The sequence below is a fragment of the Bacillus paramycoides genome (genome assembly GCF_001884235.1).
Taxonomy (GTDB): domain Bacteria; phylum Bacillota; class Bacilli; order Bacillales; family Bacillaceae_G; genus Bacillus_A; species Bacillus_A paramycoides.
Genome location: NZ_MAOI01000087.1, coordinates 23,430 through 47,157 on the forward strand (window position 1 = coordinate 23,430; position 23,728 = coordinate 47,157).

Genomic DNA, 23,728 nt, shown 5'->3' on the forward strand with positions numbered 1-23,728 from the left:
TAAATTAGGTTTGATTCTTGAATATATGCGCTTTATTCTCTTTTATTTTATTTTTGCACCAGAACTGGTGTTAGCAATAGAAAACGAAAAGGATTAAATATAATACTTGTAAAAAAATAAAATATCAAATAGAATCTTCCTGGCCTTTCTTAGGTAAATAGTACAGAAGGATCAGGAAGAAGACTGGTTTATACTTTAATCAAGTATGTCTATTTATTACGTATACGTTGTTCTGTATCAATATCGAAAAAATGAGCTTTAGTTAAACTAAAAGCTAACGGAATTTTATCGGTAGCTTTAATTTCTGAACGGGCATTGATTCGTGCAATAAAGTTTTGGCTCGCAAGTTTACCATGAACCATCGTTTCAGCACCTAATAATTCAGCAACTTCTACTGTAATTTCGACAGTGGATTCAGGAGAAGATTGAAGAACAATTGGTTCATCATGAATGTCTTCAGGACGAATACCGAGTATGATTGCTTTTCCATTATACCCCTTTTTGTTTAATGTTTTTAGTAGACCATCTGGTACTTTGAAGCGAATATTTTCTATATGAAAATATTTATCTTGTAATGTTCCGGTAAAGAAATTCATAGCTGGAGAACCAATGAATCCGCCAACAAAAATGTTTTCAGGATTATCATATACTTCTTTTGGAGTACCAACTTGCTGAATGAGTCCATCTTTCATAACGACTAGGCGCGATGCCATTGTCATTGCTTCTGTTTGATCATGTGTCACATATACAGTGGTTGTGTTTAAACGGCGATGAAGTTTAGAGATTTCTGAACGCATACTTACGCGTAATTTTGCGTCTAAATTGGATAGAGGCTCGTCCATTAAAAATACTTTTGCGTCACGAACGATAGCTCTTCCTAGCGCAACACGTTGGCGTTGTCCACCTGATAATGCTTTTGGTTTTCGTTGTAAGTAATCTTCAAGCCCTAAGATTTTCGCCGCCTCAGTTACACGGTGATTAATTTCAGCTTTTGGGAGTTTTCGTAGTTTCAAGCCAAAAGCCATATTCTCATAAACGGACATATGTGGATATAGTGCGTAATTCTGAAATACCATTGCAATGTTGCGATCTTTTGGAGCAACATCATTCATGCGCACTCCATCAATATAAAATGAACCATTAGAAATGTCTTCTAGACCAGCAATCATACGTAGAGTTGTTGATTTTCCACATCCAGAAGGTCCGACAAATACGATAAACTCTTTATCCTCAATATGTAAATTAAAATCAGAAACAGCAGTCGTTTTATTATCATAAACTTTAAAAATATGATCTAATACAAGTTCTGTCATGATTACTCACTCCTCTTTTTAATTAATTGAATTATAAGATTATTTAAGGCGTAGGTAAATTGGCAGGGTGCACAAAAGAATGAGAGGTTTTTATGCAAGTTTACGAAATATCCAATGAAAGAAAAGCCAGATAAACTGTTACTGCACCTTCAAAAGTTTTTATATTAATTCCTGTCTTTTCAATGAATTTATCAATTCGATATTGTAAAGTATTACGATGTAAATATAATTGTTTAGCTGCAAGTGATACATTTAAATTACATTGGAAGAATACTTTAACACTATCTATTAGTTCCTTGTTATTAGAAATGTGTGCTAATAATTGATTCGTGTATTTTTCTCTTTCTTCTTTCGGTAATGAGATCATTAATTGATAAGGGAGTAGTTGTTCAATGTGTATAATTTTTTGCGATAAATAGGGAGAAAGAACAGAAAATAAATTTCGCTCCCATTGATATAGTCGAGCAATTTCATTTGTTTGTGTATAGTGTCTTCCCATAAAAAAGGATAGAGATATAAAAAAATCTGTTTCTAGTGTATCAAGGGCTGCTTGCAATACAGACTCCGGTACATTTTCTTCTAAGATGAGGGCGCCAGTTTGCGAAGTTTCCCATATTGTTGTAGTGGTGAAAGAAAACATAGACTGTAAAGCGTATTGAAATTCTTCTCTTTCTACTATAGGGCGCGTTGTGAAGAAATGTAAAAAACGAACCGATACTATAGGGATGTTCTTATTTTTATATAATACTTCATACCATGATTTTTCTTTTTCTGTTTCATAAAATGTATCAGTATGAATAGGTGTTAAGATAGATGAAAGCAATAGATGTTCCTTTTTATGTAATCGAGTTTTTCGAATCCCTACTTTATGTTCTTCAACTAAAAACCAGCTATAATCCTCAGACAACACGGCTTCATTAATCTTTATATCTTTACCATAATATGATTTTAATTTTTGAATCATAGGAACACTCCCTTTTATATGAATTAGGCTTCATTTTTCGCTATTCGTTAGGACAAGGTAAACTAAAAACTTGAGGGGAGGATTTCTTTATCTTGTATTAATGATTAATCTTCATCAATCCGATTTTAATAGAAAGAATATATTTTATAAAAAAAATGTTTTTTTTATAGGCAATTCAATTCATAGTTTGCATTACAAAATAAATATAGAATAAGTTTGTTGAGTGATAAAAAAATTTTAAAAAAATTCAGAAAATATATTGCAGAAGAAAAAGTTGTGATGGTATACTTCATAACAACTGGTAATGACAACATTATATCATAATTGAATCTGTCATATACATAATCAATATAGTAGTCATAGTTTGTTAGTTCAACTGGTAGTGACATCATTATATCTGCGTGATAGAAAGAACAAAAAATGTTTCTTACAAATAAAAACACTTATTTGTAAACGTTTTATTTATGGGGAAAAATACTTGGTCTAAAATACAAATCTTTTTGTAAAAGATCGTTAGTTAGTTCAACTAACCATTAGTGTGTAATAAATGCACCGGTGAAAATGGGATGAAAAAGTGGCTTATATTCTTTTTGTCAGCATTGTTATTTGTAGCAGCAGGATGTTCTAATGGTGGCGAAAAAGCAAACACGTCATCTTTAAAAACTAGGTAGAAAACATTTGGATGATAATAAGGAAATACTTCCACAAGACTTTAAGGAGGTGGTTTACCAAGAGGAATAATCAAAAGTAGCAGGGATAAGAAGAAGGGATAGGAGGAAGTATCAAATGAAAACTGTAAGAATTGGGATTATTGGTGCAGGACTTCGGAGTGGTATTGCAAAGTATTGGCATAACCCAGGTGGAAATTCAGTTGTCGTTGCTGCAGCCGATGTTTCGATAGAAAGATTGAAAACCTTTCAAGAAAAAATTAACCAACATGCATATATTACCACCGATTATAAAGAGTTACTCGCACGCACGGATATTGATGCTGTTGCCATTTTGTCTCCCGATTATTTACATGAAGAGCATGCCATTGCGGCACTTCAAGCTGGTAAGCACGTCTATTGTGAAAAGCCCTTAGCGATCACAGTAGAAGGATGTGACCGGATTATCGAACAAGCGGAAAAGTCTGGAAAGCATTTAATGGTTGGTTTTAATATGCGTTATATGAGTATGTACCAAACAATGAAAGAGATTATTGATTCAGGGGTAATCGGTGATCTTAAAGCCGTTTGGGTAAGACATTTTGTCGGATTTGGCGGATACTATTATTACCATGACTGGCATGGAACAGCTAAAAATACGACTTCGCTTTTATTGCAAAAGGGTTCTCATGATCTTGATGTGATCCATTGGATTACTGGAAAATATACAAAAAATGTTTCGGCTTTTGGGGGACTAGATTTTTACGGTGGAGATAAACCAAATACATTAACCTGTCCTACTTGTGATGAAAAGGATACTTGTACGGAAGCGAGTCTGAACGTATTAACCCAATGCGCTTTCCGAGAAGAAATCGATGTTGAGGACAATAATATGTTGATTATGGAACTTGAAGGCGGAATTAAAGCTTCCTACTTGCAATGCCACTTTACACCAGATTATTCAAGAAACTATACCTTTATCGGTACAAAAGGCAGAGTAGAGAATGATGATGTAAATGAAAAAGTATATGTGAAAACGAGAAAATCAAACTCCTGGAATGAACTTAGCGACATAACCTATGACATGAAAAAAGAACAAGGCAGCCACGGTGGTGCGGATCCCAAAATATGCAGAGACTTTGTCGAACTAGTTTTAAACAACAAGCAGCCTTTAACCACACCATATGCGGGAAGAATGAGTGTTGCGGTCGGCTGTGCAGCGACTGAGTCCATTCGCTCTGGTGGAAAGGTTATTAAGATCGGTCAAGGTTCAACTGTCAAGTATGTGTGATTAGCTTCTGTATGAGAAGGGGGAGAGAATTTGGAAAAAATTATTCAAAGCGAGACTCGTATGCAACACGCTAACATATTAGAAAAAAAATCAGAAGCGTCTTTGTCAAAGTGGACAATTTTACAGAAGTCGTTCCGTAAAAATTGGGAACTTTATTTATTGATTTCTCCTGTAATCGCTTACTTTATTGTGTTTCATTATATCCCAATGTACGGCGTGCAAATTGCTTTTAAAGATTTTATTGCAACGCTAGGGATATGGGATAGTCCATGGGTAGGGATGAAACACTTTGAGCGTTTTTTTAATAGTTACTATTTTTGGAGACTTATTAAAAATACGTTGATTATTGGTATTTATACACTAGCAGTAGCATTCCCGATTCCAATCATCATTGCCCTCATGCTAAATGAAGTAAGAAATTCTAAGTTTAAAAAATTCGTACAAACCATTATTTATGCTCCTCACTTTTTATCTACAGTAGTAGTAGTCGGGATGTTAATCCTTTTTTTAAAGCCGGATGGATTAATCAATCAAATTATTATTCTAGTGGGTGGAAAACCAATCGCATTTATGTCGGAACCAAGTTGGTTTAAAACATTATACGTGTTTTCCGATGTATGGCAAACCATGGGGTGGAGTTCTATTATTTATCTTTCTGCTTTAACTGCTGTTGACTATTCCTTACATGAATCAGCAATGATTGACGGTGCTTCGAGATTTCAAAGAATATGGCATATTAATATCCCAACGATTATGCCAACGATTATTATTCTATTTATTCTAAATGCAGGATCTGTTATGTCAGTTGGATTTGAAAAAGTTTTCTTAATGCAAAATACCCTAAACATGTCGACATCAGACGTTATATCTACCTTTGTTTATCGCAGCGGTATCGAACAAGCTGAATACAGCTTTTCTGCTGCAATAGGGTTATTCAACTCAATCATAAATTTCATTATGCTTGTAATGGTGAATTTCTTTGCTAAAAAAATCAATCAAACAAGTCTATGGTAGGTGGTGAACTAGATTGGAAAATACAGCATCCGATAAAGTTTTTAATTTTTTCAATTATTTCTTTTTAACAATCATCGCATTACTGGTTGTTTATCCTTTGATCTTTATCATAAGCGCGTCGCTTAGCAATCCACTCCATGTGTTAAACGGAGAAATTTGGTTTTGGCCAAAGGGGTTAAATTTCGACGCGTACAAAAAATTATTTTCAAATCATGATATTATAAACGGATTTCTCAATACGGTTAAATATACGGTGGTAGGGACTGCTATTAATGTAGTATTAACGATTATGGCAGCGTATCCACTTTCTAGGGCAGACTTTGTTGGCCGTAATGTGATTATGGGAATATTTGTTTTCACGATGTTTTTTAGCGGTGGTTTAATTCCTAGCTATTTGCTTATCAAAAATCTTGGAATGATTGATACTTTTTGGGTAATGGTTATTCCTAATGCCGTATCTGTTTTTAATATTATTATTATGCGGACGTTTTTCCAAACGACCATTCCACTTGAACTTCAAGAAGCGGCCATGATTGATGGCGCAGGAAATATTAGAATTCTACTGAAAATAGTTTTGCCTCTTTCTATGCCTGTTATTGCCGTTATGATTTTATTCTATGCAGTTGCACACTGGAATTCTTATTTTACAGCATTAATTTATTTACAAAATAAAGAACTTTTTCCACTTCAATTAATCTTAAGGGAGATTCTTATTCAAAGCCAAACGAGTGATATGGTTAAATCAACGAGTGAAAGCTTCTTAAAGCAGCAGATGAGTGTGGAAGGACTGAAATATGCGGTTTTAATTTTTGCGAACTTACCAATGTTGAGTTTGTATCCATTCTTACAAAGGTATTTTGTTAAAGGATTTTTGGTTGGATCTATTAAAGGATAAAATCAGGGGGTTGCGAAATGAAGAATAAAAAGAAAAAAGCTAGTATTCTATCGTTTGTTCTAATGAGTTCACTCGTATTAGGCGCATGTTCCAACGAGAAAACCACTGCCGAAAAGAAAGACGATAAAAAGGAACCCACAATATCTAATTTAAATCAAACTGGAATGCCCATTGCAAAAGATAAGATTGAGTTGGAAGGCTTTGCGGGAAAGTTTTTTCAATCACAGGATTGGAACAATTTAATGCTTTGGCAAGAATATGAAAAAATGACCAATATTCATATTAAGTGGGATGCTGTCCAAACACAAAGTTTGAAGGAAAAACGAAATCTCATGCTTGCAAGCGGTGAGTATCCAGATGTACTATTCGCAGCTGCAGTGCCGAAGACGGATTTAATAAAATTTGGCCAGCAGGGTGTATTTATTCCTCTAAATGACTTAATTGATAAGTATGCTCCGAATTTTAAAAAGATTATGGAAAAATACCCTTTAGTGAAAAAAGGGATTACGATGCCTAATGGAAAAATTTATGGGTTTCCGGCTTTTTATGATCCTGAATTCAAGGGGCTCATTTATGGAACACCATGGATTAAAAAGGAATGGCTTGATAAATTAGGATTGAAAGAACCAACGACTCTTGATGAATTTGAATCCGTATTACAAGCCATAAAAGACGGTGATCCAAATGGTAATGGAAAAGCAGACGAAATTCCTTGGGGCGGGGCATATGGAATCGATGAATTTATTTACGCCTTAAAAGGATCTTTCGGCTTAAATAATCATGGAATTGCGAATCCAAATGTTGACTTAGATCCGAAAACAAAAAAAATGCGCTATGTACCGACTGCTGATGGATATAAAGAGCTACTGCAATATTTAAACAAGCTTTATACTAAAGGTCTAATTGATAAAGAAATCTTCACTCTTAAAACGGAAGAGTTTAGTGCGAAAGCTTCAAAGAATACCTTTGGCGTCATAAACGGAGTTGATCCTGGGACGACAGAAAATCTGAGTGGCTTTGTGGGAATGCCTGTATTAAAAGGCCCTCATGGAGATCGATTAAATACAGCAGTTGGTTCACCTTTAGGAAACATAGGGATGTTTGTTATTACGAATCAGAATAAGAGTCCTGAAGCGACGGTAAGGTGGATCGATCATTTCTATAGTGATGAAGGATCAAAAATGTTCTTTATGGGCTTCGAAGGTAAGACTTATACCAAAGATCCAACAACGGGTAAATTGGATTATGTTGATGAAATTAAAAAGAATCCGGATGGATTAACGCTAGACCAAGCAGTAAGTAAATACCTAACATGGCCTGGTGGTTATTACCCTGGTTTTGTTAAGCAAAAATACTTTAACGGGGCAGAAAGCAAAGAGGCTACAACCGCAAATGCTCAACAAGCAGAACCGCTATCGCTTAAATTGGATGATGTTTGGCCGGCGTTTAACTTTACGGTAGAAGAACAGAGTGAGTTAACACCAATTTCAACCGATATGGATACGTATCTGAAAGAAATGACAGCAAACTTTATTACAGGAAAAGCAGATTTCTCTAAATGGAATGAATATAAAAGTACGTTAGAAAAAATGGGCGTTAAACGTTATATAGAAATTTATGAAGCAGCATACAAGAGAATGGAAAAATAAAAAAGTTGATTGAACCGTACGGATGATATTGGCTCTCCGTACGTGTTTTCTTCTTAGGAAGAGGGTTATGGTGTTTATGGAAACTAATGGTCTAATATGGAAGTTTTATAATTTTTCGGAAATTGTTATGAAAATAGCCATTTTTCAAATCATTTGGATCGCCCTGACTTTAATGGGGGGCATTATCCTAGGGCTGATGCCGGCAACTGTAGGGTTATTTACAGTCATAAGGAAATGGCGGATGGGAAACGAACAACTCCGTTCATTAGTTGAAATTTATTGGATTACTTTCCGAAAAGAGTTTTGGAAAGCGAACACCATAGGCTTTGCTTTGTTTTCCATTGGGTTCCTGATCTATCTAAACTTCTCCATTATTCGATTTACCAATGGGCTCATGCATCTATTATTATTTATTTGCATTATCACGTTTAGTATTCTTTTTTTAATCCTACTAATATATGTTATCCCTGTTTTTGTTCATTTTGAATTTAAGCTGCAGCAATACTTGACGATGTCCTTATTATTAGGAATATCCTTCCCGTTCCATACGATACTATTAGCTGTCGGTTACTATATTTTATTTAGGTTGTTTTTGTGGGTTCCAGGTTTAATTCCATTTTTTAGCGTTAGTGTTGTAGCCTTTTTTACTATGTGGGTGTCAATGAATATATTTCATACGATGGAGAATAAAGTGAGAGAGACTTCCAACTTTAAATTGTCCAGTTTGAATCCGTTCTTTCATAAAAAAACATTACCATCTGAAAACCAGACTAAGGAAGTTTAAGGGACTCTAACAAATATAGAAAAACCAATATTTACATTTTTCGTTATTAGCGATATCCAATTAACATGCTGGCAGAAGTTCCGTTTGCTACTAAGCTATAAAACTGTTACTAAGAATTTTGGAGGGAAATCATGATAACTTATGATAAAAAAAGCTGGAAGATTCATAATAAGAGAATCTTCATTTTATCTGCTGCCATCCACTATTTCCGTCTTCCAAGGGCTGAGTGGGATGAGGTTTTAGAAAAAGCAAAAGCTGGGGGATGTAATACAATTGAAACCTATATTCCGTGGAATTTCCATGAGATGAAGGAAGGCGAATGGGATTTCTCTGGCGACAAAGATTTAGCGCATTTTCTTCAATTATGCGCTGATAAAGGATTATATGTCATTGCAAGACCTGGTCCATATATTTGTGCAGAATGGGATTTTGGCGGATTTCCGTGGTGGCTCTCTACGAAAAAGGATATTCAATATCGTTCGGCACAGCCTAGTTTTTTACACTATGTAGATCAATATTTTGATCAGGTTATTTCAATTATTGATGAGTATCAATTAACGAAAAATGGTTCAGTTATCATGGTTCAGATTGAAAATGAATTCCAAGCTTACGGTAAACCTGATAAGCAATATATGGAATACCTGCGGGATGGTATGATTGCAAGGGGCATTGAGGTACCATTCGTTACATGCTATGGAGCAGTCGATGGTGCTGTGGAGTTCCGCAATTTTTGGTCGGGTGCCAACCGTGCCGCTGAGATTTTAGATGAACGATTTACCGATCAGCCGAAAGGTGTCATGGAGTTTTGGATTGGTTGGTTTGAACACTGGGGTGGAAATAAAGCGAATCAAAAAACACCCCAGCAGCTTGAACGTGAGTGTTACCAGCTCTTGAGCAATGGATTTACGGCCATTAATTATTACATGTATTTTGGTGGCACGAATTTTGATCATTGGGGCGGCCGGACAGTTAGTGAACAGATTTTTTGTACGACAACATATGATTATGATGTCGCCATTGACGAATATTTACAGCCAACCAGAAAATATGAAGTATTAAAAAGATACCATTCATTTGTCAAATGGCTGGAACCGCTATTCACAAATGCAGAACAAGCTGCTTCTGATGTGAAGCTGTCAAGTGACCTTAAATCAGAGCGAATTGTCAGTCCTCATGGCGAAGTACTATTTATTGAGAATAATAGGAATGAAAGAATGCAATCCCATGTGAGACATGGCAATGAACTTGTTCCGTTTACGATTGAAGCCAATGCCGTTTTACCGATTGTCCGCAATGTTAAGGTAGGAAATCGTTTTACCATTAAAACATTAACGGGACAGACAACAGGCTTTGATTCTAGGCATGCGGTGATTTATCACGAAAATGGGCAACGTTCTACTTTAGTTTTACAGCTTGACCAAAAGGCAGAAATTTATTGTCCAACACCAAATCGATTCGAAGAGTTAGAAGACGGCAGTATTGCTTTTTATTTATTTCATGGAAGTCAATCACAAACAATAAAGCTTTTATTTAAGGATGGATCCAGCTATTCTATTGAAGTTGTCACAAGAACATCGCTGGAGGTCATTGTACCTGAGCTTGAAAAGGATACTGCACTAAATAATTTATCATGGAAAACGGCAGATGAACCTCTTTCTTTTTTAACAGGAAAGGTGAAAGAGGCAGAAAAACCGCTTGATTTCAGTAGTTTTGGACAGTTTAGCGGCTACTTAGGCTATGAAAGTGAATTTGATACTGAAGAGACGCAAACTACGACGGTTGTCTTTCCTCGCATCGAGGATCCAGTTATGGTTTTCTGTAATCAGCAATTTGTCGGGAAGCTTAGCAAGCTTGGGGCTGCTGAAATTGAGGTTCCAGTGAAAAAAGGGAAAAATACGTTAACATGCCTCGTTCAGAATATGGGACGCTTCAACTATTCTCAGGTGGTAGGGGAACCGAAGGGCATTAGTGAGCCGCCAGCACTTAACGGGAAATATTTATCCTTACGAGGAGAATGGCAGGTTGAAGGCTGTGGGGTTCAACATCATTTATCGCAAATACCAAGGATTGAAGGGCGTATCGCCTTTTTAAGAACCTTCGAGAATGAGGGTTATGATCGAGCGCTTCTCGTTGGTGAAGGCGTTTCGCGTGTTACGGTAAATGGTGAAAAGGGTAAAATTTTGATGGAATGTCAAACGGGCTGGTCAAGAAACAGTGCTGTTTATGGAGTTGCAGATATAAGTGCTGCCTTAAAGCAAGGAGAAAATGTTTTGGATTTAGATGTTCAGAATATTACTAGTATTCGTCGTTTCGACCTTTATTTGTTTAATGAAAAGGAGCAAATTTCTGGCTGGAAAACGAAAGCATTTGCCCAGCAACACGAGGTAAGGGAATGGAAGATTGTTAATAATAGTGATCAACAAACTATTAATCCCCGCTGGCATAAAAGTAGTTTTACCTGGAACCCTGACAATGGCTCTATTGTAAAGTTTCGTGTGAATCAGTTGAGCAAAGGATGTTTTTGGGTAAACGGCCAATGTTTAGGAAGGTACTGGAACATTGGACCACAGGAGGATTATAAGATTCCAGCATCCTTACTGAAAGAGCAAAATGAAATTGTTATTTTTGATGAAGAAGGTTTCGCGCCGGATCATGTTGTGATTCATTCCTACAGCCCATTTGTTCAGTCAGAAAAAAAACAGTTGGTTACAGTCGAAGCTGGAAGCAAAGAATGAAACTTAAATATGAAGAAAGCTTAACGTCTGCAATGATTTCGGCAAATAGTCATTTAATTGCTTTTGCTGCTGAAAAATCAAGAATAACAGGTGAAACAATATGTAACAGAATTGCAGAAAACAATGAAACAAGTGAAGGAAGGAATGTAACCTGTATCGTAAGAGTCACCTCAAAATGGGGAAATATAGGTGAAAAGAATTTTAACTGATGGAGAACCGCTTTCCATTTCAATATGAGAAAGTGGTAGTAGTTCCTATTTCCATTCGTTATAATAACCATAAACTGGTTATAACAACTTTATGGATGAGGGAGTAAAACATGATTGAAAAAGATAATCGAATACCACTATATTATCAACTGCTGGATATTATTGTAGAGTTAATTGAAACTGGAAAATTACAAGAACATGATAAACTTCCGTCAGAGCGTGAGTTATGTGAGATTCATGATGTAAGCAGAACAACAGTAAGACAGACGATGCAAGAGTTAGAGAAAGAAGGATACATTTATAAAAAGCATGGCAAAGGAAGTTTCGTCTCACCTCGTGTATTTAATCAAAGTCTTGTTCGTTTTTATAGTTTCACAGAAGAAATGAAAAAGTTTGGGAAAGTTCCATCATCAAAAGTAGTATCCTTTACTATTATGAATTGCGACAAGAAAATAGCGAAAATTATGAAGCTTGAGTTTGAAGAAGAAGTCTATCAAATTACAAGACTAAGGTTAGCTGATAAAGAACCAATGTTGTTTGAAACATCGTATATTCCAGTAAAGTTTTTTCCATATTTAACGAAGACAGAGCTAGAAGAGACACCAATGTACGAAATTTTTCGTGCAAAATATCAAGTTCATATTACGCGAGCAGTAGAAAATTTCAAAGCAATCGCAGCAAATGAAGATCATGCAAAATGGTTACAAGTTCAAGCGAATGAACCATCTTTATTGCTAGAGCGAATCGCATATGCAAAAGAAAATATAATGGAATACACAGAGACGATTGCTAGAGGGGATAAATTTACTTACACAGTCGAATTACAATAAGTATCATTATACTTATTGTAATTCGACTGGTAATGATGACGTGATAAGATACGAAATTATGTTAAGGGGGTTTGCACATGTTATTACATGCAAATGAAAAAATAAGAGAAACATACGGAGCGTGTTTTACCGCGAAAGAGATTGCACAGCAGCCAGGTCTTTGGGAACAAGTATATTCGAATGTTCAAAGTAATCATCATGAAATTACAGCGTTTTTTTCCCATATTTCAAGAAGGCATGAGCAAGTACGAGTTATTTTTACTGGGGCTGGGACATCAGCTTTTGTTGGAGATACACTCGTTCCATATATAAAAAGAATAGTAGATGTAAAGAAAATGCAGATTGAAAGTATTCCAACAACAAATATCGTTTCAAGTCCTTATTATTATTTACAACCAAATATCCCAACAATTTTAGTATCGTTTGCTCGCTCTGGTAATAGTCCAGAAAGTGTAGCGGCAGTGGAGCTAGCAGAACAAATGATTCATTCTGTTTACCATATTATTTTAACTTGTAATGATGAGGGGAATTTAGCGAAGCAATTTCAACATAAAGAGAATGCTTTCGTAATGTATATGCCAAAGGAGGCAAATGATCGAGGGTTTGCGATGACAGGTAGTTTTACCTCAATGATGTTAACGGCACTTTTATTATGTAACTATAACGAAATCACTCTTTTACAATCTAGCATTACGGATATTGTTCAGCTAGGAAAGAAGGTAATCGAAAAGCAAGAACGGGAAATGAAGCAAATTGCAGAAAAAGAATTTCATAAAATTGTATTTTTAGGATCAGGCGTATTCGAAGGCCTTTCTAGGGAGGCTGCACTAAAATTTTTAGAGTTAACGGCTGGCCGCATTCCCGTTATGTTTGACACGCCGCTTGGGTTTAGACATGGACCAAAATCAATTTTAGATGAAGATACAGCTGTTGTATTGTTTTTATCTAATGATGAGTATACAAAAAAGTATGATCTTGATTTATTACGAGAAATTTATCAGGAGAAAGATAGAAACGATATTATTGTCATTGCGCATCAAGATAGCCAGGAAGCAAGGCAGTATTGCAATACATTTTTATGCAATGACGGAAACGATTTGAAGGATGATGTATATATTACGTTTATTTATATATTATATGGTCAAATTTTAGCGTTATATAAATCTATTGCATTAGGTATTACTCCAGACAATCCTTGCCCGAGCGGAAGTGTAAATCGTGTCGTTCAAGGTGTAACCGTACATCCTTATAAAGGAAAGGAATAGAAATGTATGAATTATTATGTCAAAGCATCAATGTATTTACTCGAAGAGAGGGTACGTGAAGGTGGGTATTTACATATTGTAAATGGCTACTTTCTAAAACATGTTGAAGAAATAGTAGACGGAGCAATGGTAATGGATTTTGAAGGGAGTATTATTGCTCCGGGGTTTGTTGATACACATATTCATGGTTTAGCGGGACATGATGTAATGGATGGTACATATGAATCGTTAAACAATATTTCTATTAAGTTATTGGAGAATGGTGTTACGAGCTTTTTGCCTACAACATTAACTGATTCTTTAGAAAATACTACAAAGGCTTTACAAAATATAGCTCATGCAAAAAGAAAGGGAGTTGCAGGAGCTACTATTATTGGAGCTTTTCTTGAAGGACCTTGTTTTACTGAAGCCTATAAAGGTGCGCAAAATCCAAAGTATTTTATTAACCCAACGATTGAGTTGTTAGAAGAGTGGATTGCTGAATCAGAAGGAACAGTTAGAAAAATTGCAATGGCACCAGAAAGAGAAGGTGCTATCGCCTTTATACAGCAAGCGGTAAAAAATAATATTCGCGTGGCAATTGGTCATACAGATGCGAACTATGAAGTATGCCAGGAAGCAATTCAAGCAGGAGCGACAATCTTTGTGCATACGTTTAATGGAATGAAGGGGCTACATCACCGTGAACCTGGCGTTGTTGGAGCCGCACTTTCTACTGAACATGTGTACAGTGAAATCATTGCAGACGGACATCATGTGCATCCAAGTGCAGTGAATATTTTGTATAAATGTAAAGGATACGATAAAACCTGTCTAGTTAGTGATTGCATGCGAGCGGGCTTATTAGGAGATGGCATATATCATTTAGGAGAATTTGCTGTTCATGTAAAAGATGGAGTAGCTCGAACAGAAACAGGATCTTTAGCAGGGAGCACACTTCGATTTATTGATGGTGTGAAGAATATCAAGAAATGGACAAATGCATCGTTATGGGAAAGTGTTCATATGGGATCACTTATTCCTGCCAAAAGTATTGGAGCTGACAGAGAAATTGGGAGCATCGCACCAGGAAAAAGAGCAGATTTTCTTATATTAACAGACGATTTAGAGCTTATCGGAACAGTTGTTAGAGGAGAAATGAAATATAAAAAGAAAATGGAAAGGGTTTGAGAATATGCTTGTTTCAACTCAATTTATATTAAGAAATGCACAAGAATGTGGATACGCGGTTCCTGCTTTTAATATTCATAACTTAGAAACTTTAAAAGCGGTAGTTGAAACCGCGGTAGAACTACGATCACCTGTTATTATCGCGGCAACACCAGGTACAATAAAGTATATGGGAAAAGAAATTGTTGTGAATATGATTGAAGCGGCAAGAACGCGATATGATGTACCAATTAGCCTACATTTGGATCATCATGAAGATATAGAAGATATTAAAAGTTGCATTGATTTAGGGGTTCGCTCTGTTATGATTGATGCATCACATCATTCGTTTGAAGAAAATATTCAGATTGTTCAGGAAGTTGTTTCGTATGCAAAACAATACGAAGCAACAGTAGAAGCGGAATTAGGTCAATTATCAGGAATTGAAGAAAATATAGTAGTAGAAAACTCGATCTATACAGATCCGTATCAAGCAAAAGAATTTGTAGAGCGCACGAATATTGACTCATTAGCAGTTGCGATCGGAACAGCGCATGGTTTATATAAAGGAGAACCAAAGTTAGATTTACAAAGATTAGCAGATATTCAAAAGCAAGTTGATATTCCACTTGTACTTCATGGAGCATCTGGATTATCTGATAGTTTAGTGCAAGAAACAATCAGATTGGGCATTTGTAAAGTGAATATCGCAACAGAATTAAAAATTGCATTTGTCACAGCGTTACGCAATTATCTACAAACGCACCCAGAAGAAAACGATCCGCGAAAATACTTTGCAGATGCTATTGTGGAGATGAAACGAGTCGTTGCGGATAAAATAAAGATGTGTAAAAGTTTGAATCGTATATAAGGTGCTATTCTTATGATTGCAACGATTAATTTAAATCCATCTGTCGATATGCGATATGAGTTAGATGAATTAAAGCCATATGAAGTACACCGCACGAAAGAATATGAAAAAACAGCTGGCGGCAAAGGTATGAATGTATCGAGAGTACTTCGTTTATTAGGAGAAGAGATTACAGGCAGCGGCCTACTCGGTGGCAGAAATGGCGATTTTATAAGAGAAAAGTTGAAAGAACTATCAATTACAGACGAGTTTGTTTCCATTAAAGAAGAAACTCGCAATTGCTTAGCATTAATAACAAAGAATTCTGCTTCAGCTACAGAAATATTAGAAGCAGGTCCAGCTATTTCGGAAGATGAAATAGCTCTTTTTATAAAAAAATATGAAAAAATTGTAGACAACTTTGAGTTTATTGTTGCATCGGGAAGCTTACCAAGTGGTATTCCAAAATCATTTTATAAACAGTTGGCGCAAAAAGCTGCTGAAAATGGTAAGAAATTTATATTAGATACAAGTGGGGAAACATTATCTCATGGTATACAAGGAAAGCCATTTTTAATTAAACCAAACAAGCAAGAGATTTGTCAGTTCCTTCAAAAACAGTACGTATCGCAGGAAGAAATGGTCGCAGCGGCAACTAGAATATGCCGGGGCGGCGTACAGTATGTTCTTCTTTCACTTGGAAAAGAAGGGGCGATACTTATAGCGAAAGATGAGAGGTTTAGGGCGATTTTACCAGAAATAGACTCTATCAATTCGGTTGGTTCAGGGGATGCAATGGTTGCGGGCATAACGTATGCACTCGCAAAAGGATATGAGATAAAGGATGCACTTCGATTTTCTGCTGCTTGTGGCATGGCGAATGCAGCAGAGCAAGCAACAGGTTATATACAACCTCAACTTGTAGAGAAGTTCTATAACGAAATTACAATTGTATAAAAGTAGGAAGGAGAGAAATATGGGGAAAAGCTTTGCTTGTTTTGATATTGGAGGAACATTTATTAAATATGCGATGATTGATGAACAAGGAACAATATATGAAAAAGGAAAAATACAAACACCAGCACACAATCAAAAAAACGAAATTCTGCAGCGTATTTGTGACACAATACGTGAATTAGAAAAGAATGATAAGATTCATTCCGTTGGGGTGTCGTCATGTGGACTGATTGACAATGAACGAGGAGAAGTTATATTTTCTGCCAATATTCCGGGGTATAGTGGCACGAACATAACAGACTATATTTATAGAGAAACCGGTTATACCGCAACTGTTGAAAACGATGTTCGTTCAGCTTGCATTGGTGAAATGTGGAAAGGGGTAGGTAGTGGAAAAGAACATATTGTTTTAATTACGCTTGGAACAGGGATCGGTAGCGGTATTATGATAAATGGTCAAATGCTCCAAGGTGCAAACGGACTAGCTGGAGAGCTCGGTCATATGACAATTGTCCATAATGGAGAAGCTTGCAGTTGCGGCGGGAAAGGATGTTACGAAAGATATGCATCAACTTCAGCTCTAATTCGTCAGTATCAAGAAGCTTCCAGATTACAAGGGATAGAAATAAACACCATTACAGGTGAAGAAATTATAGAACGCATACATGGAGGAGAGCAGTTAGCAAAAGATGTATATGAACAGTTTTTACAATATGTCACTACTGGACTAGTGAATATTGCCCATATGTTCAATCCCGAATTAATTATTATTGGAGGCGGGATTGCTGAACAAGGGGAACCTTTCTTGCAACAAATTCAAGAAAGGTTTCACCAAGCAGTAATGGAGATTTATCAAAAAAAGACGGATATAGTTTTAGCAGCATTACATAATGATGCAGGTGTGTATGGGGCTTGTTATGTGGCGCTCAACCGGTTGGAAAAAGAATTACTATTTTAGAATAGTAATTCTTTTTTTATGAAAGTTGCTACCCGTGTCTATCAAAATATTAGATTGATAACGGATTATAATATTTTCTAATTATCCCCTTTAAAAAGAACGTACATTCGCACATAACGAGAACGATTGTTTTTATTTGATTAATAAAGATTCTATGCGTCAGTTCGTTGTATGAAAAGAGAACGAGACTGCGATATATAAAACATACAAATACATGAAAGGAGGATACAAACCATGAATCACGCACCCTTTCTAAAGTAATAGTAACAGTATTTCCAAGATTTATAGATTCATTGCAATTGTCCTTAAGTTTTTGCACCAGAACCCTAGAATCTGTATATGTTTCAATATTCAACCATCTTCATTATAAAATAAAAACCTATCCGCAGATAGGTTTCTTGTTTATATTTATAGTATCAATTTGAATATTTCCCCAGGGTGTCCCCTCATACCTTGAATCGTTTCCGTACCCCTTTTACAGTGAAAATCTTCATTGCCATATACATTCTCATTTGTTATCTTTTTGTTACCTTCAGATGAGTCATCTATATGTTAAAATATTTATATTCCTCCTAATCAATTTATCCGATTAGGCGTGCCCTAAAGAGCCCCTATCTCTTTAGGGCTCTTTTCATTAAACCTATCATTCTATCTCATTTCTTTTCTCTATAAAGCAAATAAAAAATATTTCATTATCCAAAGAACACTTCAATTATAAATGGTTGTGCTTTGAGGAAGCAGTAACGCTTTTGAAATGGGATAGCAACAAAGCAGCATTGTGGGAATTAAACAAAAGGCTATTAAAACAATTAACGTGTTAGCTAACAAAGACGATAGTGGAACGAGAATTAAACAACTTAAGAAAGCCGCAGTTTCCTGATGGTACGCCTACCTAAGAAAGATTTATGTCCTCTTGCAATAGCGGTAAATAAATATTCACCGAGGTTCCTACTCCAACTTTACTTGTTATACAAATTCTTCCTTGATGACTTTCAATAATTTTATAACTAATCATTAAACCAAGACCTGTGCCTTTTTCTTTCGTACTATAAAAAGGTTCGGCAAGTTTTGCAATTCTTTCTTCTGGAATACCAGTCCCTTCATCTGAAATACAAATTTCCACCTCATTATTATTTACTTTCTTAGTGGTAATGATTATGCCTCCTCCATTTGGCATTGCTTCCATCGAATTTTGTAAAACATTGATAAACACTTGTTTTAATTGCTTTTTACAACAATCAATATATACAACGTCAGGATCGGTTTGTACTGTGACATGAATATTTGTCATAATTGCCTTTGTATTAATTAATGATACAACGTTTTCTAAGATTACACCGATGCTCTCCTGCTCAAAAGAACATACCTCAGGTTTAGCAATAGATAAAAATTCGTGAATAATAGATTCAATGCGCTCAATTTCAGAAAGTATGAGTTGAAAATATTTTGATTCATGTTTCATTGGTATCTCTAATAATTGTATAAATCCTTTAATAACAGTGAGTGGGTTTCGCACTTCATGTGCAACCCCTGCAGCGAGTTGACCGACAGTAGCTAATTTATCTGATTTATTTAATAGTTCCTCTGTCTTTTTCCGCTCTGTAATATCGCGAACCATAACCATCACTTTATCTGTTAATAGCGGTAAACATCGTGCTTCAAAAAAGTAAATACTATTATGCATGAGCAAGGAGTATTCTACAATTTCTATGAAATTATTCTGCTGTACCTTTGCAATTGCTTCTTGTAGCTGCAGGGCAACATCTAAAGGTAACACATCCTGAAATTTTTTATACATAAATTGTTCGACAGGTACATAAAAACTTGATGGACAGCCAGCTTTAGAATCAACGATTACTCCGTCAAGTCTTGTTAAAAAACATAAGTCTGGAAGTGCTTTAAAAATTAATTCTAACTCTGAAGATTTTTCTATAAGTTTCTCTTCTATCTTTTTCCGATGCGTAATATCAATACCAACTGCCCAGTGACTGTATCCAGGAACAGGGAATTCTTCTGACAGGTTTGACCACAGGATTGTTTTTTCATCACCGTTTTTACAAGTAAGCGTCATTTCCCAATCACGAAAGTTTTTACCGAGTTCAGAAAATCCATGAAGTAACTGGTTCCGATACGTTTCATCTGGATAAAGTAGTTCTAACGCGCAAGGATTGTTAACAATTTCAGCGGCACTGTAACCTGTTACAAGTTCACACTCTCGGTTCCATATGACAATATTCCCTTCTTCATCACAAGCATCAACCATAACGGGCATGTTGTGTAAAATCGTATATAATTTTTCAGCAGGGATAGATTGATCTTTCTGTAATTGATGTAATGTATTCATTCCTTTATTCGTTATAATCGTTGCAAGGGATTTAAAGTATTTAGTGCAAGATTCAATACTATCTTTAGGCGACAAAATCACAAAATCACCAATCGTATTTTCATTGAATATAATAGGGACATGAATTTTTGTATGTAAATGTATATCAGAGGATGGTGTGCCGTAATGAAATATGATTCCTCCGTTGCAATCAAGCAGCTGATGTGAAATCTGTGTTAAAAGATAAAAGTGTTCTGCCATAGTTTGTATTTCTTTTACGTCAATAATCTCTGTCAGTTTGTACATATTCTCTCACCCCTATGTATGTAAACATGCTTATGTAGTTATTTTTTAAATTTTCTTAGTTTTTTTATTATACAAATTAAATGTGTCGAGGTACACAGAAAAGATGGGTTATTTTAATTTTCAAACGATTCCCGCACATTTTTCATAAAAATGCTTTCCAAAAACTCACCTTAAAAACTATGTCCCTGGTAGGTGATTTTTTGAATTACTATCTCAACTATCATCAACAATAAATGAAATTTTTACAGAAAAAAACAACTTGGATATGGACAAGTTGTTTTTTTCTAAAGGGCACAGCAAAGAAAGAGTGGAGGAAAAAATACATATACACATGTCAATGATGTAAAGTAAATCAACAAATAAAACTAAAAATTCAGATAACTATATCACTAAGGGTTTTTGTTTACTCTTTCTTTGTAATTATAAGTCTAGCTTGAACTACTCACCACTTAACGTCCTTACGGACTGTTTGAAGTGGGAGATTCCTGCGAACACCGATGTATCCACCGGTTATCTTAGCAGGCTCTGCCCGTAGTCCCTACGGTGAAAACATAAGTATCTTGTACGTTGACTCACCACGCTTCCTACTTTAGCTTGATTTTCGCAACTTCGGCAAGCGTGGGGCGATAGAACGTTGAAGATTTTACGGTTGCAACGTTTTTCTGCAACCAACCTCATATCTTCAGTTTTCAAAGAGCAATCTGTACAAATATAGGATAGCAAACATGTTGGCTTATGCCAACCGACATTCATCTCCCACCTAAAATTGGTGTTTCACACCTTCACATTTTTGAGGAAGGAGTCTTCTGTCGGAAAACGATAAAAAGTTTTGAATTTCTTGAGCAAATAGTTGTAATACATCAGATACAGAAATAGTCATATAAAAACGCCATCCTTTCCTATGATTCTACAGAAAGAATAGCGTGTTTTCTCCCTTTAAGGAAATTTAGTCTTGATAGCGATACCTAAGTGGCCCATGAAATAATTTCCTGTTCATCAAGTAAGAACTTCAAGCTTGATAAAGAGATTGTTTGGAAATTCTCTTTCGACATACGTTTTCGATAATGCGTAGGTGTTTCTCCAGTCACTTTTTTAAATATGCGGCTAAAGACTACTAAACTACGAAAGCCCACTTGATAAGAAATGTTTTCTACCGATTCATTTGTCATTGAAAGTAAATATGCTCCGTGATTAATGCGCGCCCTTAAAATCCAGTCCTTCATACTCATCCCGAAATGATTGTGAAAGACACGCGAAAGATGGCTTCGATTAACCGCAAGATGATTTGCCACATTACTTACTGTAATCTCTTCTAGATAGTGCTTTCCAATATATATCATCGCTTCAATCGCGAGTCGTGAAAACTTTTGTTTTACTCCTATTGATAATTCGCCACCATCTGTAAGTAATAATCGTAAAAACCGATAGGTCAACTCATTCAACTTTAATTCATCTCCTAATGTGTCGTGGGAGCAATTCATACACTCCAAGATAATATCCGAATATTGTTGAATATTAGTTGAAGTAATAGAGTAGTTATCTTCTTTAAAACTCGAATAACGAATAATTTCATCTGCTACCTTCCCACCAAATGACAGCCACACATACAACCACGGTTCTTCTGCATCCGAGCGATAAAAGGTCGACTCTCCTGGGCGAATGAGAAAAATATTTCCTTTTTTTAATGAATATTTTTTATCTTTTACATAGTACATTCCTTTTCCATCCAACACGACATGAATAATGTAGCTGTTACGCACAGCTGGTCCAAAAGCATGAAAAGGCAGTGTTTTTGAAAAACCACAAAAATCAAAATAAAGTTCGCTTGAGAAGTGATGCTGTTCTTTTTTCATAAAGATTGCTTGTTCCATGGGCTTCTCCCCTCTTCGTGATTACTATAATTTAATCTGCCTTTTGAAGGAAGAAATGCAACAAAAGGTTAAATCAAAGTCACAAAATGATATAAAACAGAAAGCGCTTTCTTGTTAAACTATAATTGAAAAAGAAAACCAAAGGAAGGAGATTAATGTAGTTCGTCAGTCTTTTTATGTTTAATTTTGTAAACGCTCTTATATCATTATTAAAATTAAATTGCGAGAAAAATTACAAAAAAGGAGAATGAACATGAATGGAAATTTAAAACAACGTATTTCCTATGCCTTAGGTGCATTTGGTCATGACATATTTTATGCAACTTTGAGCACTTATTTTATGGTCTTTGTTACGAGTGCAATGTTCACTGGGGCTGATAAAGAAACAACTGGAAAAATGATTGGAATTATTACGAGCTTAGTCGTAGTAATTCGATTAGTAGAAATTATTTTTGATCCGCTTATTGGAGGAGTAATTGACAACACAAAAACGAGATTCGGGAAGTTTAAGCCCTGGTTAGTCATTGGTGGTGTAGTTAGCTCTATCCTTCTTGTATTCATATTTACCAATTTCTTTGGTCTAGCAATTCATAATACTACACTGTTCATCATTTTGTTTGCAATTGTTTATATCTTACTCGATAGTTTTTATTCATTTAAGGATATTGCTTTTTGGTCGATGATTCCAGCGTTAAGCACTGAAACTAAGGAACGAGAAAAACTGGCAACATTTGCACGACTGGGTTCATCACTTGGTGCAAATGGGACTACACTAGCAGTTGTACCAATCGTTACCTTCTTTACTTTCTTGATGACTGGTAAAGATTCTCAAGGTGCCTCTGGTTGGTTTTGGTTTGGTTTGATTGCTGCTGTTATTGCTGGTGGAACAGCGATTATTACGGCACTTGGCACAAAAGAAAATGATAGCGTAATTCGTCAGCAACAAGAAAAAGCAGGCATTAAAGATATTTTCAAAGCTATTGCTAAAAACGATCAGTTGATGTGGCTAGCACTTTCATATATTGCATATGCGATTGCCAATGTTGCAACTACTGCTGTGTTATTCTTCTTCTTCAAATATATTCTAGGAAATTCAGGCGAGTTCTGGATTGTGGGATTAATTGCAGCTGTATTAGGCTTAATTGCCGTTCCACTTTTCCCAATGCTCACGAAATTAATTTCAAGACGTTTTGTCTATATTGGCGGTATTGCGATGATGCTTCTGGCATATGTGTGTTTCATCTTAGCTGGAACAAGTTTACCAATGGTTATTGTGGGATTGGTGCTCTACTACTTCCCACAGCAGTTGATTTTCCTTTCAGCTTTGATGACTATTACCGACGCAGTTGAATATGGACAATGGAAAAATGGTACCCGAAACGAAGCTGTAACTTTATCAATTCGTCCATTACTCGATAAAATTGCCGGAGCTTTATCAAACGGAATCGTTGGGTTTGTAGCTGTTGCTGCTGGGATGACTGGCAATGCTACAGCAGCAGACATTACTGCACAGGGTGTTTCAACGTTTCATCTTTATGCGTTCTACCTTCCAGCAGCACTCATGATTTTCTCCGCCATCATTTTCGCATGGAAGATTACATTAACAGAGAAAAAACATGCACAAATCGTCAAAGAACTAGAAGCAAGGCTAAATCATGACGAAAAAGCAACTGAAAAGGCTGCACTTGCTCATTCTAAATAAAGAAGTAGAGGATATC

18 protein-coding genes and 1 pseudogene are annotated in these 23,728 nt (G+C 35.8%); 15 read left to right on the forward strand and 4 right to left on the reverse strand.

Translation table 11 applies throughout. The annotated features are described in order from the left end of the window. Positions 1 to 209 precede the first annotated feature (209 nt). Both BAU28_RS19810 and BAU28_RS19815 read right to left on the reverse strand, forming a co-directional pair. Entirely contained in the window at positions 210 to 1,313 is a 1,104-nt protein-coding gene (locus BAU28_RS19810) for an ABC transporter ATP-binding protein (RefSeq protein ID WP_071719667.1), read from the reverse strand. Between the two features lie 100 nt (positions 1,314 to 1,413). Continuing rightward, positions 1,414 to 2,277 carry a PucR family transcriptional regulator gene (locus tag BAU28_RS19815; protein WP_071719668.1) on the reverse strand — a complete coding sequence of 288 codons (864 nt, stop codon included), beginning with the start codon at positions 2,275 to 2,277 and terminating at the stop codon, positions 1,414 to 1,416. 786 nt (positions 2,278 to 3,063) lie between these two features. On the opposite strand from BAU28_RS19815, the gene BAU28_RS19820 reads away from it, so the two are divergent. The 14 genes and pseudogenes from BAU28_RS19820 to BAU28_RS19890 all read left to right on the forward strand — a co-directional run. After that, positions 3,064 to 4,215, forward strand: a complete 1,152-nt coding sequence (locus tag BAU28_RS19820; protein WP_071719669.1) for a Gfo/Idh/MocA family protein — start codon at positions 3,064 to 3,066, stop codon at positions 4,213 to 4,215. Between the two features lie 30 nt (positions 4,216 to 4,245). Then, positions 4,246 to 5,229, forward strand: coding sequence for an ABC transporter permease (locus BAU28_RS19825; RefSeq protein WP_244158143.1), 984 nt, complete (start codon positions 4,246 to 4,248; stop codon positions 5,227 to 5,229). Positions 5,230 to 5,242: 13 nt separating this feature from the next. Beyond that, a complete protein-coding gene (locus BAU28_RS19830; protein WP_071719670.1) occupies positions 5,243 to 6,124 on the forward strand; it encodes a carbohydrate ABC transporter permease in 882 nt (293 codons plus the stop codon). A gap of 17 nt (positions 6,125 to 6,141) precedes the next feature. Next, positions 6,142 to 7,773: an extracellular solute-binding protein gene (locus BAU28_RS19835; RefSeq protein WP_071719671.1), complete on the forward strand. Its 1,632-nt coding sequence runs from the start codon at positions 6,142 to 6,144 to the stop codon at positions 7,771 to 7,773. A gap of 76 nt (positions 7,774 to 7,849) precedes the next feature. Beyond that, positions 7,850 to 8,557 carry a YesL family protein gene (locus BAU28_RS19840; protein WP_244158145.1) on the forward strand — a complete coding sequence of 236 codons (708 nt, stop codon included), beginning with the start codon at positions 7,850 to 7,852 and terminating at the stop codon, positions 8,555 to 8,557. A 131-nt stretch (positions 8,558 to 8,688) separates the two neighbouring features. Next, positions 8,689 to 11,292: a beta-galactosidase gene (locus BAU28_RS19845; protein ID WP_071719673.1), complete on the forward strand. Its 2,604-nt coding sequence runs from the start codon at positions 8,689 to 8,691 to the stop codon at positions 11,290 to 11,292. Beyond that, positions 11,289 to 11,501, forward strand: coding sequence for a hypothetical protein (locus BAU28_RS29945; RefSeq protein ID WP_071719674.1), 213 nt, complete (start codon positions 11,289 to 11,291; stop codon positions 11,499 to 11,501). Before BAU28_RS19845 ends, BAU28_RS29945 begins: the two co-directional genes overlap by 4 nt. 110 nt (positions 11,502 to 11,611) lie before the next feature. Continuing rightward, positions 11,612 to 12,331, forward strand: a complete 720-nt coding sequence (locus BAU28_RS19855; protein ID WP_071719675.1) for a GntR family transcriptional regulator — start codon at positions 11,612 to 11,614, stop codon at positions 12,329 to 12,331. A gap of 77 nt (positions 12,332 to 12,408) precedes the next feature. Continuing rightward, entirely contained in the window at positions 12,409 to 13,596 is a 1,188-nt protein-coding gene (locus BAU28_RS19860) for an SIS domain-containing protein (protein ID WP_071719676.1), read from the forward strand. 6 nt (positions 13,597 to 13,602) lie between these two features. Continuing rightward, on the forward strand, positions 13,603 to 14,766 hold the full coding sequence (gene nagA, locus BAU28_RS19865; protein ID WP_071719677.1) for an N-acetylglucosamine-6-phosphate deacetylase: 1,164 nt from the start codon (positions 13,603 to 13,605) through the stop codon (positions 14,764 to 14,766). A gap of 4 nt (positions 14,767 to 14,770) precedes the next feature. Beyond that, on the forward strand, positions 14,771 to 15,616 hold the full coding sequence (locus BAU28_RS19870; protein WP_071719678.1) for a tagatose-bisphosphate aldolase subunit GatY: 846 nt from the start codon (positions 14,771 to 14,773) through the stop codon (positions 15,614 to 15,616). Positions 15,617 to 15,628: 12 nt separating this feature from the next. Beyond that, positions 15,629 to 16,552, forward strand: a complete 924-nt coding sequence (gene pfkB, locus BAU28_RS19875) for a 1-phosphofructokinase (RefSeq protein WP_071719679.1) — start codon at positions 15,629 to 15,631, stop codon at positions 16,550 to 16,552. Between the two features lie 19 nt (positions 16,553 to 16,571). Continuing rightward, positions 16,572 to 17,510: an ROK family protein gene (locus tag BAU28_RS19880; RefSeq protein ID WP_071719680.1), complete on the forward strand. Its 939-nt coding sequence runs from the start codon at positions 16,572 to 16,574 to the stop codon at positions 17,508 to 17,510. Between the two features lie 674 nt (positions 17,511 to 18,184). Then, positions 18,185 to 18,331, forward strand: a pseudogene (locus BAU28_RS19890) (NUDIX pyrophosphatase); the annotation flags it as partial. Between the two features lie 71 nt (positions 18,332 to 18,402). Here BAU28_RS19890 and BAU28_RS19895 read toward each other — a convergent pair. Together BAU28_RS19895 and BAU28_RS19905 are read right to left on the reverse strand one after the other, a co-directional pair. Beyond that, entirely contained in the window at positions 18,403 to 20,139 is a 1,737-nt protein-coding gene (locus BAU28_RS19895) for a PAS domain-containing sensor histidine kinase (protein WP_071719682.1), read from the reverse strand. Between the two features lie 965 nt (positions 20,140 to 21,104). After that, the gene (locus BAU28_RS19905) at positions 21,105 to 22,010 is read right to left on the reverse strand and encodes an AraC family transcriptional regulator (protein WP_071719684.1); all 906 of its coding nucleotides are present in this window, start codon (positions 22,008 to 22,010) and stop codon (positions 21,105 to 21,107) included. Between the two features lie 253 nt (positions 22,011 to 22,263). On the opposite strand from BAU28_RS19905, the gene BAU28_RS19910 reads away from it, so the two are divergent. Next, entirely contained in the window at positions 22,264 to 23,712 is a 1,449-nt protein-coding gene (locus tag BAU28_RS19910) for a glycoside-pentoside-hexuronide (GPH):cation symporter (protein ID WP_071719685.1), read from the forward strand. The last annotated feature ends 16 nt before the right edge of the window (positions 23,713 to 23,728 follow it).

Coding starts and splice junctions, on each gene's coding strand:
- pfkB (WP_071719679.1), top strand. CDS start 15,629: ATGATTGCAACGATTAATTTAAATCCATCTGTCGATATGCGATATGAG.
- BAU28_RS29945 (WP_071719674.1), top strand. CDS start 11,289: ATGAAACTTAAATATGAAGAAAGCTTAACGTCTGCAATGATTTCGGCA.
- BAU28_RS19880 (WP_071719680.1), top strand. CDS start 16,572: ATGGGGAAAAGCTTTGCTTGTTTTGATATTGGAGGAACATTTATTAAA.
- nagA (WP_071719677.1), top strand. CDS start 13,603: ATGAATTATTATGTCAAAGCATCAATGTATTTACTCGAAGAGAGGGTA.
- BAU28_RS19855 (WP_071719675.1), top strand. CDS start 11,612: ATGATTGAAAAAGATAATCGAATACCACTATATTATCAACTGCTGGAT.
- BAU28_RS19815 (WP_071719668.1), bottom strand. CDS start 2,277: ATGATTCAAAAATTAAAATCATATTATGGTAAAGATATAAAGATTAAT.
- BAU28_RS19840 (WP_244158145.1), top strand. CDS start 7,850: ATGGAAACTAATGGTCTAATATGGAAGTTTTATAATTTTTCGGAAATT.
- BAU28_RS19870 (WP_071719678.1), top strand. CDS start 14,771: ATGCTTGTTTCAACTCAATTTATATTAAGAAATGCACAAGAATGTGGA.
- BAU28_RS19905 (WP_071719684.1), bottom strand. CDS start 22,010: ATGGAACAAGCAATCTTTATGAAAAAAGAACAGCATCACTTCTCAAGC.
- BAU28_RS19810 (WP_071719667.1), bottom strand. CDS start 1,313: ATGACAGAACTTGTATTAGATCATATTTTTAAAGTTTATGATAATAAA.
- BAU28_RS19910 (WP_071719685.1), top strand. CDS start 22,264: ATGAATGGAAATTTAAAACAACGTATTTCCTATGCCTTAGGTGCATTT.
- BAU28_RS19895 (WP_071719682.1), bottom strand. CDS start 20,139: ATGTACAAACTGACAGAGATTATTGACGTAAAAGAAATACAAACTATG.
- BAU28_RS19820 (WP_071719669.1), top strand. CDS start 3,064: ATGAAAACTGTAAGAATTGGGATTATTGGTGCAGGACTTCGGAGTGGT.
- BAU28_RS19835 (WP_071719671.1), top strand. CDS start 6,142: ATGAAGAATAAAAAGAAAAAAGCTAGTATTCTATCGTTTGTTCTAATG.
- BAU28_RS19845 (WP_071719673.1), top strand. CDS start 8,689: ATGATAACTTATGATAAAAAAAGCTGGAAGATTCATAATAAGAGAATC.
- BAU28_RS19860 (WP_071719676.1), top strand. CDS start 12,409: ATGTTATTACATGCAAATGAAAAAATAAGAGAAACATACGGAGCGTGT.